Genomic DNA, 19,981 nt, shown 5'->3' with positions numbered 1-19,981 from the left:
AAACGCGGGTTTCGGCCAAAGGAATGGTCGGAGGAGAAGATGTCGATCAACAAGAAAAGCGGCAGCTACCTGACCTGCTCGTTTTGCAGCAAGGGGCAGGATGAGGTGAGGAAGCTCGTAGCCGGGCCGATGGTGTACATCTGCGACGAGTGCATAGAGCTCTGCAATGACATCATTGCCGAGGAGTACGAGAAAGAGGAGTTCAAGAAGAGGGAGCATGCCATCCCCAAGCCCGCGGAGATAAAGAACATCCTCGACGAGTACGTCATCGGGCAGGAGCACGCGAAGAGGGTCCTTTCGGTCGCGGTCCACAACCACTACAAGCGGATCGAGTCCAAGGTGTCCCTCGGGAACGTTGAGCTCCAGAAGTCCAACATACTGCTCGTCGGCCCGACCGGCTCAGGGAAGACCCTCCTTGCGCAGACACTCGCGAAGATACTGAACGTGCCCTTCACCATAGCCGACGCCACCACCCTGACCGAGGCCGGGTACGTCGGCGAGGACGTGGAGAACATAATACTCTCCCTTCTGCAGAACTCGGAGTACGACATCGAGAGGTGCCAGAAGGGCATAGTCTACATAGACGAGATCGACAAGATATCGAGGAAGAGCGACAGCCCCTCGATAACAAGGGACGTCTCCGGAGAGGGCGTACAGCAGGCGCTCCTGAAGATTATCGAGGGCACGGTCGCAAACGTGCCGCCCAAGGGAGGCCGCAAGCACCCTCAGCAGGAGTTCCTGCAGGTGGACACCACCAACATACTTTTCATCTGCGGCGGCGCCTTCTCGGGCCTGGATTCCATCGTGGCCCAGAGGGTAGGGAAGAGGGCCGTGGGGTTCAGTACGGACGAATCTAAGCAGAAGGACGTGGACACGAGCTACACGAAGCTCATGCACCAGGTCGAGCCCGGGGATTTCCTGAAATACGGGCTTATACCCGAGTTCATGGGGAGGCTCCCGGTGACGGCCGTCCTCGACGAACTGAGCGAAAAGGACCTGGTGAGGATACTCACGGAGCCCAGGAACGCCCTCATAAAGCAGTACCAGAAGCTTTTCGAGTTCGAGAACGTGAAGCTCAAGTTCACCGACAGCGCGCTCTCCGCGGTCGCGAAGGAGTCGATGAGGAGGAAGGCAGGGGCAAGGGGCCTCCGCGCAATCCTCGAGAACGTGATGCTCGATACGATGTACGAGCTCCCCTCGCAGACCAACATCAAGGAGTGCATAATCAACGAGGACGTTATCTTCGACAAGGCCAAGCCCATTATCGTGTACGGCAACAGGGCCGAGACGGCCTGAGACCCCGCCTGAGACGGCGTATTCAAGTTTTCGGACAACTGGCCGCCGGGCAGGCGGGCGGCGCCAGGGCAGGCCGTAAGCCCGGGCCCGGAGGGTTTCAGAGATGCTGTCCTTCATAAAGGGAGGAAGGGATTTGAAGAGAGACAGGATGATAGTCCCGCTCATACCGTTAAGGGACATAATAATATTTCCATACATGGTAGTGCCCCTCTTCGTGGGAAGGGAGAAGTCCATAAAGGCCCTCGAGCTCGCGATGGGCTCGGACAAATCCATACTGCTCGCGGCCCAGAAGAAGGCCAAGACGGAGGAGCCCGGCCAGGACGACATCTACGAGGTCGGCACGCTCGGCACCATCCTCCAGCTCTTGAGGCTCCCGGACGGGACAGTCAAGGTGCTGGTCGAGGGCAAGAAGAGGGCGAAGATAAAGGAGTACGTCTCCGAGGACGACTGTTTCATGGTCGCGGTCGAGGAGGTCGATGAGGTAATAGACGAGACCGTCGAGACCGAGGCCCTCACGAGGTCGGTCATAAAGTCCTTCGAGAGCTACGTCAAGTTCAACAAGAGGGTCCCGCCCGAGATGCTGATGAGCGTATCCTCGATAGAGGACCCGGGCAGGCTCGCGGACACCATCTGTTCGCACCTGACGATCAAGATAGAGGACAAGCAGGCGCTCCTCGCGCTCCCGAGCCCCACGAAGAGGCTCGAGAGGCTCTACTCCATCATGGAGAGCGAGATAGAGATACTCGAGGTGGAGCAGAAGATCCGCCAGAGGGTGAAGCGCCAGATGGAGAAGACCCAGAAGGAGTACTACCTCTCCGAGCAGATGAAGGCCATACAGAAGGAGCTCGGCGAGAAGGACGACCTTAAGGGCGAGATACAGGAGTTCGAGGAAAAGCTCAAGACCAAGAAGATGTCCAAGGAGGCGACCAGGAAGGCCAAGCAGGAGCTTAAGAAGCTCCGCCTGATGTCGCCCATGTCGGCGGAGGCCACGGTCTCCAGGAATTACATAGACTGGCTCCTCTCGCTCCCCTGGGAGAACGTCACCGACGAGAAGAAGGACATAACCGAGGCCGAGAAGGTCCTGGACGAAGACCATTACGGGCTAAAGGCCGTGAAAGAGCGGATAATCGAGTACCTGGCGGTAAGGGGCCTCGTGGACGAGATGAAGGGCCCGATACTCTGCCTCGTCGGCCCTCCGGGCGTCGGGAAGACCTCGCTCGCGAAGTCCATCGCAAGGGCGACCGGCAGGAACTTCGTCAGGCTATCGCTGGGCGGAGTGAAGGACGAGGCCGAGATACGGGGCCACAGGAGGACGTACATAGGCTCCATGCCCGGTAAGATCGTGCAGTCCTTGAAAAAAGCCGGCTCCAACAACCCGGTCTTCCTCCTTGACGAGGTGGACAAGATGAGCCACGACTTCAGGGGCGACCCGGCTAGCGCGCTCCTTGAGGTGCTGGACCCTGAGCAGAACCATACGTTCAGCGACCATTACCTCGACTGCGACTACGACCTCTCGAAGATAATGTTCATAACGACCGCCAATTCGGTGCAGGGCATCCCTTATCCGCTCCTCGACAGGATGGAGCTTATAAGGATACCCGGGTACACCGAGCTTGAGAAGCTCCATATCGTGGAGCGGTTCCTGCTCCCGAAGCAGCTCAAGATGCACGGCCTTACAAAGACGAACCTGGACATGGGGAAGTCCACCATCCTCATGCTCATAAGGAGATACACGAAAGAGGCGGGCGTAAGGAACCTCGAGCGCCAGGTCGCTGCCATATGCAGGAAGGCGGCCAAGGAGATACTGAAGAAGGGCCTGAACGCGAAGGTGACGGTAACGGCCAGGTCGCTCGCCAAGTACCTCGGCGTGCCGCCCTACCGCTACGGCACCGTGGACAAGACGAACGAGGTGGGCATGGCCACGGGCCTTGCCTGGACCGAGGTCGGCGGCGAGCTCCTGGTAATAGAGGTGGCGCTGGTCCCCGGAAAAGGGAAGCTAACGATAACCGGGAAGCTCGGAGAGGTGATGCAGGAGTCCGCGCAGGCCGCCATGACCTACGTCCGGAGCCGCGCAACCGAGCTCGGCCTCGAGAGGGACTTCTACCAGAAGCTCGATACGCACATCCACGTCCCCGAGGGCGCGATCCCGAAGGACGGGCCGTCCGCGGGCATCACAATGGCAACGGCGCTCGTGTCCGCGCTTACGAAGATACCCGTCCGTAAGGACGTCGCGATGACCGGAGAGATAACGCTACGCGGAAAGGTACTTCCCATAGGCGGCCTGAAGGAGAAGCTCCTCGCGGCGCACAGGGCCGGCATACCAAAGGTGCTCATCCCGGCGGAGAACGAGAAGGACCTCAAGGAGATACCGCAGCAGATATTGAAGAAGGTCAAGACCGAGCTCGTCGAGCACATGGACGAGGTGCTGATAAAGGCGCTGGACGCGAAGACCAGGGAGGAGATTTTCAAGGTCAAGGCCGTAGAGACGGCTGTCGTCCCTGAAGCTCCTGCCGAGCCGCCCGCGCCGGTTGCAGGTGACCTCGTAAGGCACTAAAGCTCCGAATCTCCTTGACAGGGAGAGCTGGAATTGATATAAAATCAAATCCCCCACCGAAAGGCGGGGGATTCAACTTGAGAGGCCGGGCAGTTCCATTCAATTGGGCGCTATAAAAGCCCGGATGCCGCGCCGGTTTCAGAGGGCGGATAGCTCAGTCGGTAGAGCACAGCCCTTACAAGGCTGGGGTCACAGGTTCGAACCCTGTTCCGCCTACCATGAAATGCAGCCGCACCCTGCTATAATAAAGAGGGTGGGCTTTTAAAGCGTAAAAAACGGGGCCGTAGTTAAGTCGGTTATAACGCTGGCCTGTCAAGCCAGAGGGCGCGGGTTCGAGTCCCGTCGGCCCCGCCAGACAAAAAAAGCCCTAAAACCGAGAAAATCTGGTTTTAGGGCTTTGTTTTATTTCGAATAATGCTTGCCGAACCTCAGAACCTCAACGAAGCGGCGACAACCGGCCCATTGATGGATACCTTGATGAAGTCGTCATTATCGCCTTCGGCCTTCACCTCGTCATACCTGTAGCCAGCGGATATGCTGAAATTTCTTATGGGTATGAACTTCAGTCCACCTTTTGCGGTGAAATAGCGTACTCCCTCGATCTCGGGCAGGCCTACAACGCTGACGAACAGGTTGATCTCCTCGACGGGGTTGACATCGAGGGCTAGGCCGATAACAGGCAATGCCGCGTCAAAATTCTCGGACCTCGATGCGAAAGTGCCGCCTACCTGTCCTTCAAGGGTAGCTTCTGCGTGCAAGTATCTCGCCTCGAGCTGGGTTCCGAACTTGAATTTGCCCTCTGATGCGGTTATGAACTGCCATATCCAGCCCAGCCTGTAGTAGTCTATCTCGAGTTCAGCGCTGGCCGAAGCATTCACATCGTAGGTGACGTCCTTGAAGGTTATAGGCCTCGCGAGAGCCGCCTCCCCGTCGATTTTACTCCTGCGATATTCCAGGAAGATCCTGCTCTTGGGGCCGGTGTACCAGTTCAGCCTGCCGATTGGTATGTCGTCGATATCTGCATCAAAGTCTCTTTCGAGGTCTATGTCGGAGCCTTGTATGTTGCCCAACCCAGCCCTCACGTCCGCCTCGAAATCTGGAAACAAATAGCGCCCCTCCAGCTCTATCGTTACATCCTGTTTGCTTTTTTCGTCATCCTGCGCCACAGCCACTGAAGTGGTCCCAACGAGGACGAATAACGCCATAACCAGTCTCTTGAGCATGAGAATTCTCCTTGGTCGCTTCATAGTTGCCGGTAGTTTGAGGCGGCCACACGGCCTGCGGCGTTGGTTTGTCGAGAATTCGGCGGCAAAATCCGGGTAACGGTTTCGTGATTCAAAAAGTTTAGCACAGATTCCGCGCTGCGCAATCTGCCTGGATAGATTTTTTTGCGCCCTGGCGAAGTCACACGATGGCGCCGGTTACAGCCTGAAGACCACGGCGATCATTGCTCCGATTCCGAGCAGCGATGTCAGCGCCGATGCCCATACCGCCACCGAACGCGGGAGTTCGGTTATTTTCCCGAGGGCTGCCCTGTTCTTCAGGTTCTGCACAGTTGCCGCAGTTAGCGAGACCAGGGCTATTGCTATCATAATCATAGCAAACTCGCGCGGCCCTATGTACTGCCGAAGGCCCTCCCTCTCTTCGAATTGAAATATCTTGTAAATCGTGAACCCGAATGTTATCAACGACATGGATGTGCGTATCCAGGCCATCAATGTGCGTTCCCAGGCCAAGTTGGTGCGCGCGACCGCGAGTTTCGTGCCAGCCGAAGGGCCGGCTGCGGTCTCGACGGTCCGGCCGGTCATCTTTCACGGCCCACATGGGCGCGCCTGGCTATCCGGTTGACAGGGCCGCGAATCAGCAGATAGGGGACGAAAGCCAGGGTCGCGGCGACCATGAGCGCCTCGCCGGGATAGAACCACCGGAGGGCTATCAATTGGTAAAGAGCGTCCATGAAGACGGCGAATGTAAAGACCCTGGCAACCGATTTCCAGCCGTCCCGCAAAAGCTCCCGTCGGTGACCTGCCTGGGTGAATATGGCCCATAAATAGGCGGGGCGGGCCTCTCTGGCGTCCTTAAGCCCGTCGCGGATCGCAAAAAGCGATGCGATGAGCGGCTGAAGGACCAGCCGGAACTTCATCGGCCCGCTTATCCGACCGATTATATCCTCGAATGTGCGTGTCAGATCATCCAACGCATGTACCCTTTTTCATCCGAGCCGTCCTGAGCCAGCTGACGTGTTCATTTTCGCTCCTTCATGCACTTGCTGCAATCGGCAGCGCAAGATTTACGGCCGTATATCCGAACGCGAAAACAGCAAAAGACGCCTTGTCGAAATAACGGTACAGCTTTTCCCTGCCAAGCGTATCAAGTATGTACAGGGAAATGGCCGACTGAACAAGTACGAAGAATATCGTCGCCAGGCACACGGTATAGGCCATCTGGAGAATGGTAATATGCATCGGGGGTGGCAGCGCTGCCTGGACGGAAATGTTGTTGGCGACCGAGGCAAAAACAGCTCCGATGCCCAGCCCGAAGCGCGGGTCTACATGAGTGGGCTTGATAAAGAAGGCAATGAACGCAATAGCTACGGAGGCGAAAAGCGCCTGGGACAACCGCATGTAAATGGCCGAGCCGGGAAGATCCACAAGCATGGCAAAGATGAGCGTGGAGCGAGTTTTAGGACCTCCATTTGGAAGGCCAGGCGAGCCCACGCGCGCTCTGCTTTCTTGCAGCTTGCTTCTAATCGTCGTTTTCTCAATCTTAAGGAAGCTCGGAACCCCGGCGGCGTTGACAGCGCTTCCGGTTTCGTCGGCAACATAGCTTAACGCCTGCGCACCCTGGACGGCGTCCTCTATCTGAATGGTCAAAATTTCATCACTGTAAGGGAACCTGCCGGAATCGAAGTCTTTAGTGAAACGCGCCTTAACGCGGTAACGCTCGTATCCCTCCCCCCGCCGGACATATGACTCAATCTTTTGGCTCGAATCGACTTCGCCGTTAACAACGCGAAACCTCTCTGCCGGGTTGACCTCGCTTCCGGCCCACCGGAACCAGATGTCAAAGTCGGCCGCCCAGCCGCCCTCCCTGACGGAAAATTCCCCGATGTGATTGACGTATATTCCCGTGACGACTTGCCCGAACTCACTTTCAGGCTGTACGGAAGGTCCGGCGGGCGCGCTGCCGAAAGCGTACGATTGCGTCCTTTCCGCCTCGCTCCTGTAATGCAGCAACTTGCTTACGGCAGCAGCTCCGTAAATGGCATAAAGTAGCAGGATTAGCGCGGACCACAGGGCCACAAAGCGCCGCTCCCCGCGAGTGATAGCATTTTCCCCGCCATGCTCCTGCATCCGCTCGTCCCCTGGTTCTATGAATTGGACGCTTGCCCCATTTTGCGGCGCGGCTGGTAAGGGTCCGTGAAGCCCTGCCTTCAGGTGAGGAATTGAAAAACTGTTCAGATACATATTAGCTTAGCACCGATTCATCTGCCTGCAAGCGGCCTAGGGTGGCCGCAGGCCGCCAGAGGCTTATGGTTTGACAAAATCGGAATTGAGATAAAACTTAAATAAGAGGACAGGACGCCCAAGCAGTATGCACGGGCTGTGGAAGCGCCGCACACCGGCATAGTGCATGAGCCAAACGCAGTCGATACGGCTGAATTCCAGAAGAGGCACAACACGCATGACAAAGGCCGAAAGCGGGTCGATAAAAGCCCCCATGGCATTTCATGTCATGGCAAAGCCGTCAGGCTCCGCCTGCAATCTGAATTGCGACTACTGTTTTTTCCTTAAAAAAAAGGAACTGTATCCTGGAAGCAATTTCCGGATGCCGGACGACGTCCACGAGTCTTACATAAGGCAGCTCTTCGAGGCTCATCAGGTGCCGCGAGTGACCGTGGCATGGCAGGGCGGCGAGCCGACGCTCATGGGGCTAGACTTTTTCAGGCGTTCGGTCGAGCTGCAAAGAAGGTACAAAAAGCCCGGAACCGTAATCGAGAACTCTTTCCAGACCAACGGAGTACTGCTCGCCGACAATTGGTGTCAATTCTTTCATGAGAACAATTTCCTCGTCGGCTTGAGCATGGACGGCCCCCGAGAACTTCACGACTTCTACCGGAAGGACATGGGAGGTCATGGGACGTTCGAGCGGGCCATGAAGGCCGCCAGGCTGCTGCAGAAGCACCGCGTGGAATTCAACATCCTCTGCACGGTCAACAGGATGAACGCCGAGCATCCTCTTAAGGTATACCGGTTTCTTCGCGACGAGCTCAGATCACAGTATCTCCAGTTCATCCCGATAGTAGAGAGGGAAGCAGAAGGCAATGCGGTCACGGAAAAGAGCGTTCGGCCAGGGCAATGGGCGCGCTTTCTGATCGAGATCTTTGACGAATGGGTCGTAAACGACGTGGGCCGGTCCTTCATCCTGAACTTTGACGGGGCCCTTGCCGGCTGGCTCGGAATGGCGGGGACCCTTTGCATATTCGGGCCTACATGCGGCCAGGGGACGGCGCTGGAACACAATGGCGACCTGTATTCCTGCGACCACTTCGTCTCGCCCGATTTCTACCTGGGAAACATACTTAAGACGCCGATGATAGAGCTCGTGTCCTCGGCCCAACAGGAGCGGTTCGGGAACGACAAGCGGGACACGCTCCCAGGGTATTGCCTCAAATGCGAAGTCCTTCATATCTGCAACGGCGAATGTCCAAAGAACCGTTTCATGCGCACGCCGGACGGAGAGGCTGGTTTGAACTACCTCTGCGGCGGCTACAAGGCGTTTTTCAGGCATGCGGACCGTCCCATGAAAATTATGGCCGGCCTGATCCGGCGAGGAAGGCCGGCTGGTGAGGTCATGAATTTGATGGGAGCGGAACGAAAACGAAGAGGCAAGGTGCAAAACGCGACGTAAAGACCGGATTTTTCGGCAAAATGGATTCCATGACCGATGCCGCGGTCTCGGCGCGTCAATGAAGGTCAATCAGAACGGGAGGAAAAACATGGCCAAGAAACAACCGAATATTCTGATTCTGTTTGGTGATGATATCGGCTGGTTCAACATAAGCGCATACAACCACGGCATCATGGGCTATAGGACCCCAAACATCGACCGGATCGCCAGGGAAGGGGCGATGTTCACGGACTGGTACGGGCAGCAAAGCTGCACCGCCGGGAGGGCGGCTTTCATCACCGGCCAGTCCCCGATCCGGACGGGGCTGACGAAGGTCGGGCTCCCCGGCTCCAAGATCGGCCTTCAGCCGGAAGACCCCACCATCGCCGACATGCTCAAGCCGCACGGGTACGTCTGCGGCCAGTTCGGCAAAAATCACCTCGGCGACCGGGATGAGTTTTTGCCCACTGTTCACGGCTTCGACGAGTTTTTCGGAAACCTTTATCACTTGAACGCTGAAGAGGAACCGGAAAACGAGGACTACCCCAAGGACCCCGAATTCAGGAAGAAGTTCGGGCCGCGGGGCGTGCTGCGCTGCTTGGCGAATCCTGACGGCACACAGAAGATCGAGGATACCGGCCCGCTGACCAGAAAGCGCATGGAGACAATGGACGAGGAGGTAACGGCAAGCGCGATAGACTTCATCGAGCGCCAGCACAAGGCCGGAAAGCCCTTCTTCTGCTGGTGGAACTCGACAAAAATGCACGTCTGGACGCACTTGAAAAAGGAATGCGCGGGCAGGACAGGCTTGGGCGTTACCGCCGACGGACTGGTCGAACACGACCGCCAGGTGGGCGAGATCCTTGCCAAGCTCGATGAACTCGGTATAGCCGACAACACTATCGTCATGTACTCTACCGACAACGGCGCCGAAGAGCTGAGCTGGCCGGACGGGGGCACTACCCCTTTCCGCGGGGAGAAGGACACTAACTGGGAAGGCGGCTGGCGCGTGCCGTGCGCCATACGCTGGCCCGGGGTAATAAAGCCGGGCACCGTCAGCAACGACATATTCTCTCACCAGGACATGCTGCCGACGCTTGCGGCAGCAGCCGGGGAACCGGACATCGTCGAGAAGCTCAAAAAAGGCTACGCCGCAGGCAAGAAGAGATTCAAGGTCCATATTGACGGCATAAATCTCCTCCCTTACTGGAAAGGCGAGGTAAAGGAGAACCCGCGGCATGGCTTTCTTTACTGGAGCGACGAAGGCGACCTGATGGCGCTCCGTTACGGCAACTGGAAAGTCCATTTTACCGTCCAGCGGGGGGAGGGCCTTCAGGTTTGGCAGGAACCGTTCACAAATTTGAGGTGGCCGATACTCGTCAACCTGCGGTCTGATCCTTTCGAGAACGCGGAAGTATCCGCTGACGTCTTCTACCAGAAGTGGCGTGCTGACCGGATGTTCATGCTTATCCCGGCCAGCGCGCTCGTTGGCGAATATATGAAGACCTTGATGGAATTTCCGCCAAGGCAGCGCCCGGAAAGCTGGGCTATGGGCGATGTGATGGAGAGCCTCCAGCGAAAGAAAGAGGCTCTTGAATCCGCCTCGTCGGGCTCAAAGGCGGCTTGAGCAAGCCTGAACCCGGCACTTGACCGCCGGACTGTAGTCCGCCGGTCAAATACCGCGGCTTTTTATTTGGATTTATTTACATTGACAGCGGAAGGACGCCATAGCGCTTTGCAGGGTATCCGTATCCGAGGCCGGTCGATTGCCTTGACGACGGGCAGCGTGGCGGGAAAGCAGGCAGAGCTCGTGCCGCTTTCGGACGCCAGGAACACGGGGCAGGAGGCAGGCGATGGAACAGGTAAGCGGCTGGAGCGAACTCGCCGCCACCGGCATTGAGGCATTGGCTGTGCTGGTCATGGTCTGCCTCATCACATTCGGAACGGTACGATGGCTTTTAAACTCGGCGACGACGACGGTCGCAGGCGCCTATGAGAGGTACCGTATAGTGCTGGGGAAGACGCTCCTGCTAGGTCTCGAACTCCTGGTGGCCGCTGATATAATCCGTACCGTCGTCGAGATGACGCCGCAAAGTCTCGCTCTGCTGGGCGGCCTCGTAGTGGTGCGGACGTTCCTGGGATGGACCCTTTCTCTTGACATCGAAGGGCACTGGCCCTGGCAGGGATCGAAAAAGACGGCACCTGAGGGTAGGGGCGAAAAGCACTGACTTTCAAGAAGTCACCCGATGGCCCTCCGCTCCCGTCGGCCCCGCAGACACGAAAAGCCCTGAAACCCGGAAAAACGGGTTTCAGGGCTTTTTTTCAGGGTACCCTGCCGCGAATTCGATTTTTTGATATAATCCATTGGCCGGGCCCCGTGGGGCCGCAAATCAGATTTTCTGCAGGAGGGGGATACATGGCAAAACCGGAAAAGTTCGTCTACGTATGCGTGAACGAGAGGCCCGAAGGGCACCCGAAGGGCTCATGCACGCTGAGGGGTGGCCGCGAGGTGCTAATGGCATTCGCGAAGGAATTCGAGCAGCAGGACCTCTTCGGCAGGTTCGCGCTCGTGCAGACAGGCTGCATGGGGCCGTGCTTCGAGGGGCCCATTGCCGCCGTATTCCCGGACAACGTCTTCTACAGGGACTTGGCCCCGGCAGACGCGGCGGCCATCACAAAGGAGCACCTTGTCGGTGGAAAACCCGTCAACAGGAAGGTGATGGAGGACAGGGACTGGAAGTAGACGGAGCAGAAGAAAGCAGGGGCAATGTCAAAGGGAGGCTGTCCCAGGCGGGACAGCCTCCCTTTTCCTTTCCACTGCCGCACGAGAACGCAATATCAGGGCATGACTTCAAGCACCCCTTCCATCCCCTTTTCCCTGTGGCTCCTTTGAAGAGGGAAGTCCTTCCCGCAGTAGAACCGGTATATCCCGGTTTTTACCGGCGTGAACCTTACGAAGACAGGCTTCCTGGTAAGCTCCTCCGAGACCTCGATACCCGCTTCAGGGGCGTCTATGATAAAATCGTGCGGGACGATGAGTGAATCGGACCTTAACTCAAGCTCGACAGGCTCCCCGGCCTTGACGATAATATGATCCGGCCTGAAATAATAGCTCCTGGCTGTTACCGCAGCCCTTTGAACGCCGTCCGGACCGGTTTGCGCCTCGTATGCATCGCCTTTCTGCTGCGTAAGCGCCGGTACCGCCCCGAGCGCAATCAGGATAACGGCAATAATCAGATGACTCATCCGGCCTCCGGTTCCTCATCTTTTTCATAAGGAGTATAACAGAAAGAGGCGACGCTATTCCCTGAAGGCCCCGTATATCCGCGTGAGCGCCTTTTCAAGCGCCGCCCTCGGGCAGGCCAGGTTCATCCTGTAGAAGCCTTCCCCGCCCGGGCCGAATATGCGCCCGGGCGTCATGTCCACCCTTGCCTTCAAAAGGAGCCTTTCATCCACCGCGGCCTCCGGGAGGCCTAGACCCCTGAAATCGAGCCATCCGAGATAGGTCCCTTCCATTGCCGATACCTTTACCTCAGGGAGCTTTTCCGGAAAAAAGTCCCTCATGAAAAGGTAGTTCCCGTTGAGATAGGCGATGAGCTCATTTACCCATGCGCCGCCCTTTGTGTAGGCGGCCTCCAGTGCGGCCATGCCGAGCACGTTCGGCCTCTTGAGCCCCGCCTTGGAGAGCGCCAGGTCGAACCTTTCATAGAGCCCCCTGTCAGGGATTATGGTGTTTGCAACGTGAAGCTCCGCGAGGTTGAAGGTCTTGCTCGGGGATGTGCAAGTTACGGTTATTTTCGAAACCTCGTCCGAAAGCGTTGCCGTGGGCGTGTGCGTGCAGCCTGGCATAACGAGGTCCGCGTGTATCTCGTCGGATATGATTATAATGCCGTTTTCAAGGCAGACTTCCGCCAGCTCCTCAAGCTCCTCCCGTCGCCATACCCTGCCTACAGGGTTGTGCGGGCTGGAGATGATTATCATCTTCGTCCTGCCGTTGGCTGCGCGCTTAAGCCCCTCGATATCCATCGAATACGCGTTTCCTTCGCATTTGAGCGGGTTATTCACGACGGTCCTGCCGTTATCGGCGATTACGGCCCTGAACGGGTGGTAGACGGGCGGCTGAATTATTACTCCATCCCCGGGCTCGGTGAATGACTGCACCGCAAAGGCGAGGGCCGGGATTACCCCGGGAGTGGGCCGTATCCATTCCTTCCTCACCTCCCAGCCCGACCTCCTAAAGAGCCATCCGGAGAGCGAAGAATAATAGCCCTCAGGCACTACCGTATAACCGAAGATGCCGTGCCTGGCCCTTTCTATTATCGCTTCAATAACGAAGTCAGGGGCCTCGAAGTCCATGTCCGCTATGGACATGGGGATCATCTCGTCCACCTCGCCCTTCATCTGGTGGTGGTCCCATTTGACCGAATCTGTCCCGGTCCTGGGGATTATCCTGTCGAAGTCGTATTTCACGCATTCCTCCGATTTTCTATTTCTTCCTTTTAGCGCCCCTTGACGGCTCGGCAGCCATCGGGTCGTCCGGCCAGTGGTGCTTCGGGTACCTTCCCCGGAGCTCCTTTTTGACGAGCTGGTAGCTTGAGGCCCAGAAACCGGCAAGGTCGTCGGTTACCTGCATCGGGCGGCCCGCGGGGGAAAGGAGGTGCAGGAGGAGCTTTGCTTTTCCTCCTGCTATCGCGGGGGTCGAGGCGAGCCCGAACATCTCCTGGAGCCTTACGGCGAGCACAGGGCGCTCGCCCGAATAGTCTATGGCTATCCTGGAGCCGCTCGGTACTATGATGTGGGACGGGGCGAGCCTTTCGAGCGATTCGCGCTCATCCCACGAAAGCAAGCCGAGCATGGCGGCCTTCATGTCGATTCCTTTAAGGTGCTCAAGCCTTGTCATGCCGGATGCGCACGGCCCGAGCCATTCCTCAAGCGAGCCCAGGAGCTTCTCGTCCGTAAGGCCGGGGAAGGCGGCCCCGGTAAGATTGCCTACGCGGTTTAGAAAGTTTATGCGCGCCCTGAGGCCTTCCGAGTGCCTGTCCCAGGGTAGCGCCTTGATGCCGTTCAGCCTTATTCCCTTGAAGAGCGCATCAAGCACCCTTTCCCTGTCCGGGTCCTTTATCTGCCTTTCGGATAGGACGAGCGCCGAGAGCCTCCTTTCGGTCCTGGCTATGACGCATTTCTCCTGCTGGTCCCAATCGATGATTTCAACTGCTTCGATCAGGTCGCTGAAATGTTCGTCTATCCAGGATTCGATGAGCGGGGCCGCGAGAAATACGCGCGAGTCCCTCTCTCCGCCTTCGAGGCTTGCGGCTACGATATACTCCGCGCCCGCGGTCGAGGCCTGAAGGATAGCGCCCCTTCCGTTTGCGAGGAGATAGCGTCCGTCCCGCGCGCCGCCCCTCCTTTTTCCGATCCTGTCCGGGTACGCGAAGGCGAGGAGCAGCCCTGCCTTGTCCGGGTCTCGTGGCCGGCCCCTTATGCCGAGCTGTTTTTCGAGCTGCCGGGAGGCCGACTTTACCCTTTCAAGGGCGTGCCTGTCTATTGAACGGGCCCCGCCGCTGGCGTTGCCGGAGAGTAGCTCCAGCCTGTGCCTAAGGTCCGGGTCCCTTTCGTCCTTGAGGAAGTCCCGCTCAGTAAGGAAGGCGGCGATACCGCATGCGAGCGCGCCGAGTCCGATTGAATTTCCCTTGATGACCATGTGAGCAAGGCGCGGGTGAAGGGGAAGCCTCGCCATATCCCTTCCGTGGGCGGTCGCGGCTCCGTCGCAGTTGACGGCCCCAAGCCGGAGGAGAAGCTCCCTTGCCTGGGAGAGCGCCCCTTTTGGCGGCGGGTCGAGCCACTTGAGCTTCTCCGGGCCGGCGGCCCCCCAGACCGAAAGCTCAAGGGCCAGGGGCAGGAGGTCGGCTTCCAGTATCTCGGGCGACGCGCGTTCCTTAAGGGCCGCGTTCATGTGCTCGGGCCATAGCCTCAGGCAGACGCCGGGCGCTATCCTCCCGGCCCTGCCGCATCTCTGGGCCGCGGAGTCCTTTGTGACCCTGACCGTCTCCAGCCTGCTCAAGCCTGTTGCCGGAGAAAAGCGCGGCACGCGCTTAAGCCCCGAGTCTATGACCACCCGTATACCGTCTATCGTGAGGCTCGTCTCCGCTATGGAAGTCGCGAGCACTATTTTTCTCCTCCCCAAAGGAGAGGGCCTTATGGCCAGGTCCTGCGCCTCCCTGGAGAGGTCTCCATATAGCGGGACTATGTCCACGTCCGGCGTAAGGGTCTTTTCCCTGAGCGCGGCTTCCACCCGCTTTATCTCGCCGCTACCGGGAAGAAAGACCAGGACGCTCCCGGCCTCTTCCCTCAAGGCCGAAAGGGCCGCTGAAACCGCCTTTTTAATGAAATCCGGCCCGGTCTCAGTATCGGCCCGCTCGGGCCTCAATGCGCCGGGCAGATACCTGACGTCCACCGGATACGAGCTCCCGAAGCTCCTTATGACAGGCGCACCTCCAAGGAGGGAGGCTATCTCCCTGCCGTCGAGCGTCGCCGACATGACGAGTATCCGGAGGTCTTCCCTTAACGCCGACTGGCATTCGAGAGTCAGGGCGAGCCCGAGGTCCGCGTGCACGCTCCTTTCATGGAATTCGTCGAAGACGACTATCCCGGTCCCTTCGAGCGATGGGTCGTCCTGAATGAGGCGCGTGAGTATCCCTTCCGTAACCACCTCTATCCTCGTCCGAGGGCCGATGGCGCTGTCGAGCCTTGTCCTGTAGCCCACGGTCTCGCCGGTCTTTTCGCCGAGGAGTTCGGCCATCCTCGATGCCGCGGCCCTTGCCGCGAGCCTCCTCGGCTCGAGCATCAGGATGCGATTTTTCGCGAGCCACCCGTCGCCACCGCCCTCTCCGAGGACCGCCAGTGGGACCATCGTGGTCTTTCCCGCGCCAGGAGGGGCCTCGAGTACAGCGTTCCGTCCTCTCTTGAGCGCAAAAAGGAGTTCCGGAACGGCCTCGTTAACCGGCAGGCCGGCGTCCCTGACGAGATTGGAAAGGTCTTTAAGCATATGGATTTTTAACATAAAAACAACCCGGGCCCAAATCAATTCAAGTCCGCGTCCTCGCGTTAAAAACCCGATTCCGCTTCCGGGGGCCGATATTTGATGTTATTTTGTAATCTGATAGACTTTTATAGGTTTATCAAGCCGGTCGGTCCAGGGCTGCCAACCCTGGAAGCAGCCGGTAACTTGGCGCAGCCAGTGAACAGTCCTCCGGGCCGACGGCCCGGATTTTTTCGGGGGGTCAGATGAAGGAGAAGTTGACTGAAGTGAAATGGCATTCGCTCGGCGTAAAGGAGGCCCTGGAGGCCCTCGATTCGGGGCCAAAGGGTATTACCGCGCCAGAGGCGGCCCGGAGGCTCAAGGAGTTCGGCCCCAACCGCCTCACTCCGCAGAAAAAGCGGGGGCCGCTCGCCAGGTTTTTCTCGCAATTCCATAACGTCCTCATCTACGTGCTCCTTATTGCCGCTGTGATAACGGCGCTCCTTGAGCACTGGGTGGACTCCGGGGTCATTCTGGGGGTCGTCCTCGTAAACGCGCTCATCGGGTTCATCCAGGAGGGCAAGGCCGAAAAGGCGCTGGACGCGATAAAGAAGATGCTGTCGCTGAACGCGCTCGTCCTCCGTGACAACGTGAAGACCACTATCCACGCCGAGGAGCTTGTCCCGGGCGACATGGTCTTCCTCCAGTCCGGGGACAAGGTGCCGGCAGACATGAGGCTGGTTTCGGTCAAGAGCCTGAGGGTCGACGAGGCGGCTCTCACCGGCGAGTCGGTGCCGGTCGAAAAAAGGGCCGAGCCCGTGCCGGAGCAAGCGACCATCGGCGACAGGAGCTCTCTCGCCTTTTCAGGCACGCTCGTCACTTACGGCCAGGCGAGCGGGGTCGTCGTTGCGACGGGCGACTCGACGGAGATAGGACGCATAAGCTCTCTCCTTTCTGAGGTAGAGCCCCTTACGACTCGCCTCCTCCTCAGCATGGCCCAGTTCGGAAGGTGGCTCTCCGCCGCGATAATCGCGCTTGCCGCCGCGACGTTCTTTTTCGGCATACTCGTGAGGGACTATTCGGCAGGAGAGATGTTCCTCGCCGGCATTGGCCTCGCGGTCGCCGCCATACCCGAGGGGCTGCCCGCCATAATTACGATAACGCTCGCCATAGGCGTCCAGAGGATGGCGAGGCGTAACGCGATAATAAGGCGCCTCCCGGCGGTCGAAACGCTCGGCTCCGTGACCGTCATATGCTCGGACAAGACAGGCACGCTCACCCGTAACGAGATGACCGTCCAGACGGTAATAACCCCGGGCAAGACCTTCGCCGTGAGCGGCGTGGGCTACGACCCCCACGGCGGCTTTCTCCTCGAAGGCAGGGACGCAGTCCCCGACGACCACCCGTGGCTCATGGATATGGCGAGGGCCGGCCTCCTATGTAACGACGCCAGCCTCAGCAAGGACGACGAAGGGTGGATGGTAAACGGCGACCCTACCGAGGGGGCGCTCGTGACCCTGGCGCTCAAGGCCGGGCTGGACCACGCGCTCCTCAACGAGACGTTCCCGAGGGAGGACGCGATACCCTTCGAATCCGAGCACCGCTTCATGGCGACCCTCAACCACGACCACGAAGGGCACGCCTTCATATTTCTAAAGGGCGCGCCTGAACGGGTCTTGAGGATGTGTCGCGCGCAAAGGGCTCCCGGGGGAGGCGAAGAGCCCCTTGACGCGTCCTGGTGGCAGGGCAAGGTGGCGGAAACCGCGAGCCAGGGGCAGAGGCTCATAGCGGTCGCTTGCAAGCCGGTATCGGCGGATATGCATGAGCTTTCCTTTTCAGACGTGGAAGGCGGCCTTACGCTTCTAGGGATGTTCGGCATAATCGACCCGCCCAGGGCCGAGGCGATAAGCGCCGTGGCGCTCTGCAAGTCCGCCGGAATACGTGTCAAGATGATAACCGGCGACCACGCCCTCACCGCCCGGGCCATAGGCACCGCCATCGGCATAGGCGAGAACAAACAGGCCATAACCGGCGAGGAGGTCGAGTCAATGGACGCGGCCAGCCTGAAAGAAGCGGTCACCGACTGCGACGTCTTCGCGCGCGTAAGCCCTGAGCACAAGCTGAAGCTCGTCGAGGCCCTTCAGGACAACGGCGAGATAGCGGCCATGACAGGCGACGGCGTGAACGACGCCCCGGCCCTCAAGAGGGCCGACGTCGGAGTGGCAATGGGCATAAAGGGGACCGAGGTCGCTAAGGAGTCCTCGGAGATGGTACTTGCCGACGACAACTTCGCCTCGATATCGAACGCGGTCGAGGAGGGTAGGACCGTCTACGACAACATAATAAAGTCGATAACGTTCATACTCCCCACGAACGGGGGCGAGGCGGGCATAATACTTGCCGCCATATTCTCCGGGATGATGCTCCCGATAACCCCGGTCCAGATACTCTGGGTTAACATGATAACCGCCGTGACCCTTGCCCTTTCGCTCGCCTTCGAGCCGCCCGAGGCGGACATCATGAGGCGTCCCCCGAGGGACCCCAAGGAGCCGATACTCTCGGCCTTTCTCATATGGAGGATACTTTTCGTCTCCGGCATCATCATTGTCGGGACGTTCGGGCTCTTCGTCATGGAGAGGACTAACGGTACCCCGATAGAGGAGGCCCGGACGGTGGCCGTGAATACGCTCGTCATGTTCGAGGTCTTCTATCTCCTGAACACCAGGTACCTGAGGAGGTCCGTGGTGTCCTTCGAAGGGTTCTTCGGCAACAGGTACGCCCTTGTCGCGATAACCCTGGTCGTCTTCTTCCAGCTCCTGTTCACATACGTTCCGTTCTTGCAGACGCTCTTCGGTACGGCCGATATAGGAGCATCGGACTGGCTGAGGATAGTGGCGGTCGCGTTTACGGTTTTCGTCCTCGTGGAACTGGAGAAATTCCTGATAGACAGGAAAAGCCAGAGGACGACCGGGATCAGGCATGGAAGGCACGGGTCCTGATTCCGCGCCAGTCCTGTTTTTGAAATTCTACAGGCCCCTAGCGTAGGGGCGGTTTCATATTGCGAATCTCGACCAGGGAGGCCGTCATGGATGAGACTTCCGGGAAAGAGCGGCGCGCCTTTTCGTTCATGGGGCTTAACAGGCGGGATGCCAAGCCCAGGCAAAGGGGAATAACCGAGATACGCGGCCCCTATTATACGCCCGTGGGCAAAAGGCAGCTCGAGGACATATTCGAGACCTTCGGCGAATACGTCGACATATTGAAGTTCGCCGGCGGCTCCTTCTCCCTCATGCCGGCGCAGGCGCTCCGCGACATAATAGACCTTGCGCACGCCTACGGCGTGGAGGTCGATACCGGCGGATTCATCGAGCATGTGCTCACGAGGGGCGCGGACGCGGTCGATAAATACATTGAAGAATGCAAGGATTTCGAGTTCGACATAATAGAGGTCTCGAAGGGATTCATCTCCGTCCCGGTGGACGACATGGTAAGGCTGACCTCGAAGATAGTCGCCGCGGGCTTGAGGGCCAAGGCCGAGGTCGGGATACAGTTCGGAGCCGGTGGGGGCAGCCCCTCAAGGGAGCTCGCCTCCGAAGGCGTCCAGGACCCCGGCTGGGCCATCCGGCAGGCTAAAAGGCACCTTGACGCGGGCGCGTCGATGATCATGGTCGAGTCGGAAGGCATAACCGAAGGCGTCTCAAGCTGGCGGACGGACGTGATAAGCGCCTTTATCGGGGAGCTGGGGCTCGACCGGGTCATGTTCGAGGCCGCGGACCCCGAGGTCTTCACATGGTACGTTAAGAGCTACGGTCCGGAGGTGAACCTCTTCGTGGACCACAGCCAGATTGTGCTCCTCGAAAGCCTACGTTCCGGCATATGGGGCACGAAGGACGTGTGGGGGAGGGTGGTCACATACAAGCCTTAGGCAACCTCTAAAAATTGCTATTTTCCCCGGACTCTGCGTCAGGGCGGGAATAAAAATGCTCACATATTCACGTATATGCTCCGCTTTCTATTCCCGCCCTTCCTTGATTGCGGGAAAAATTTCCAATTTTTAGAGGTTGCCCATAAGCAATCACGCCAAATTCTTTCTTTCCTGAGCAAAAAGTCCTTCGATACGCTTCTCGATGTTATTCCCCGCTTTCCAAGGCCCGATACCGCTTGACAGGAAAGGGCGCTGCTGGGATAATATCCCGGTCCCGGTTTTTCCTCAAGTAGCTGAA

At 58.5% G+C, this 19,981-nt stretch carries 15 protein-coding genes and 2 tRNA genes; 10 read left to right on the top strand and 7 right to left on the bottom strand.

Annotation, left to right across the window (positions count from 1 at the left end):
- Window positions 1–39 precede the first annotated feature (39 nt).
- The 4 genes from clpX (at window position 40) to QY316_08660 (ending at window position 4,204) form a co-directional block, all read left to right on the top strand.
- Complete coding sequence (clpX, locus tag QY316_08675; GenBank protein WKZ31991.1) at window positions 40–1,296, top strand: ATP-dependent Clp protease ATP-binding subunit ClpX; 1,257 nt, start codon at window positions 40–42, stop codon at window positions 1,294–1,296.
- Between the two features lie 115 nt (window positions 1,297–1,411).
- Window positions 1,412–3,850, top strand: coding sequence for an endopeptidase La (lon, locus tag QY316_08670; GenBank protein WKZ34102.1), 2,439 nt, complete (start codon window positions 1,412–1,414; stop codon window positions 3,848–3,850).
- 143 nt (window positions 3,851–3,993) lie between these two features.
- Window positions 3,994–4,069, top strand: a tRNA-Val gene (locus QY316_08665).
- Between the two features lie 58 nt (window positions 4,070–4,127).
- Window positions 4,128–4,204 (top strand) — tRNA-Asp (locus tag QY316_08660).
- A gap of 74 nt (window positions 4,205–4,278) precedes the next feature.
- On the opposite strand, the gene QY316_08655 is transcribed toward QY316_08660, so the two are convergent.
- The 4 genes from QY316_08655 to QY316_08640 form a co-directional block, all read right to left on the bottom strand.
- Window positions 4,279–5,073, bottom strand: a complete 795-nt coding sequence (locus QY316_08655; protein ID WKZ31990.1) for a hypothetical protein — start codon at window positions 5,071–5,073, stop codon at window positions 4,279–4,281.
- A gap of 198 nt (window positions 5,074–5,271) precedes the next feature.
- Window positions 5,272–5,658: a DUF202 domain-containing protein gene (locus QY316_08650; GenBank protein WKZ31989.1), complete on the bottom strand. Its 387-nt coding sequence runs from the start codon at window positions 5,656–5,658 to the stop codon at window positions 5,272–5,274.
- A complete protein-coding gene (locus tag QY316_08645; GenBank protein ID WKZ31988.1) occupies window positions 5,655–5,993 on the bottom strand; it encodes a hypothetical protein in 339 nt (112 codons plus the stop codon). Before QY316_08645 ends, QY316_08650 begins: the two co-directional genes overlap by 4 nt.
- Window positions 5,994–6,108: 115 nt before the next feature.
- Complete coding sequence (locus QY316_08640; GenBank protein ID WKZ31987.1) at window positions 6,109–7,203, bottom strand: hypothetical protein; 1,095 nt, start codon at window positions 7,201–7,203, stop codon at window positions 6,109–6,111.
- A gap of 331 nt (window positions 7,204–7,534) precedes the next feature.
- Here QY316_08640 and QY316_08635 point away from each other — a divergent pair, with 331 nt between their 5' ends.
- The 4 genes from QY316_08635 (at window position 7,535) to QY316_08620 (ending at window position 11,483) form a co-directional block, all read left to right on the top strand.
- A complete protein-coding gene (locus tag QY316_08635) occupies window positions 7,535–8,761 on the top strand; it encodes an anaerobic sulfatase maturase (GenBank protein ID WKZ31986.1) in 1,227 nt (408 codons plus the stop codon).
- A gap of 88 nt (window positions 8,762–8,849) precedes the next feature.
- Window positions 8,850–10,367 carry an arylsulfatase gene (locus tag QY316_08630; GenBank protein ID WKZ31985.1) on the top strand — a complete coding sequence of 506 codons (1,518 nt, stop codon included), beginning with the start codon at window positions 8,850–8,852 and terminating at the stop codon, window positions 10,365–10,367.
- 226 nt (window positions 10,368–10,593) lie between these two features.
- On the top strand, window positions 10,594–10,968 hold the full coding sequence (locus QY316_08625; GenBank protein ID WKZ31984.1) for a DUF1622 domain-containing protein: 375 nt from the start codon (window positions 10,594–10,596) through the stop codon (window positions 10,966–10,968).
- Between the two features lie 188 nt (window positions 10,969–11,156).
- On the top strand, window positions 11,157–11,483 hold the full coding sequence (locus QY316_08620) for a (2Fe-2S) ferredoxin domain-containing protein (GenBank protein ID WKZ31983.1): 327 nt from the start codon (window positions 11,157–11,159) through the stop codon (window positions 11,481–11,483).
- A gap of 95 nt (window positions 11,484–11,578) precedes the next feature.
- Here the strand turns inward: QY316_08620 and QY316_08615 are convergent, their stop codons facing one another.
- Genes QY316_08615 through hrpB form a run of 3 tightly spaced genes read right to left on the bottom strand, consistent with a single transcriptional unit; the run spans window position 11,579 to window position 15,785 of the window.
- The gene (locus QY316_08615; protein ID WKZ31982.1) at window positions 11,579–11,986 is read right to left on the bottom strand and encodes a cupredoxin domain-containing protein; all 408 of its coding nucleotides are present in this window, start codon (window positions 11,984–11,986) and stop codon (window positions 11,579–11,581) included.
- A gap of 54 nt (window positions 11,987–12,040) precedes the next feature.
- Complete coding sequence (locus QY316_08610; GenBank protein ID WKZ31981.1) at window positions 12,041–13,210, bottom strand: MalY/PatB family protein; 1,170 nt, start codon at window positions 13,208–13,210, stop codon at window positions 12,041–12,043.
- Between the two features lie 16 nt (window positions 13,211–13,226).
- Window positions 13,227–15,785, bottom strand: coding sequence for an ATP-dependent helicase HrpB (gene hrpB, locus QY316_08605; GenBank protein WKZ31980.1), 2,559 nt, complete (start codon window positions 15,783–15,785; stop codon window positions 13,227–13,229).
- Between the two features lie 239 nt (window positions 15,786–16,024).
- On the opposite strand from hrpB, the gene QY316_08600 reads away from it, so the two are divergent.
- Both QY316_08600 and QY316_08595 read left to right on the top strand, forming a co-directional pair.
- Entirely contained in the window at window positions 16,025–18,757 is a 2,733-nt protein-coding gene (locus QY316_08600) for a cation-transporting P-type ATPase (GenBank protein ID WKZ31979.1), read from the top strand.
- An 86-nt stretch (window positions 18,758–18,843) separates the two neighbouring features.
- The gene (locus QY316_08595) at window positions 18,844–19,683 is read left to right on the top strand and encodes a phosphosulfolactate synthase (protein WKZ31978.1); all 840 of its coding nucleotides are present in this window, start codon (window positions 18,844–18,846) and stop codon (window positions 19,681–19,683) included.
- The last annotated feature ends 298 nt before the right edge of the window (window positions 19,684–19,981 follow it).

This window comes from Thermodesulfobacteriota bacterium (assembly GCA_030583865.1).
GTDB lineage: Bacteria > Desulfobacterota > GWC2-55-46 > GWC2-55-46 > GWC2-55-46 > UBA5799.
The sequence above is the reverse complement of the archived record's forward strand: the minus strand, read 5'-3'. Positions and strand labels throughout refer to the sequence as shown.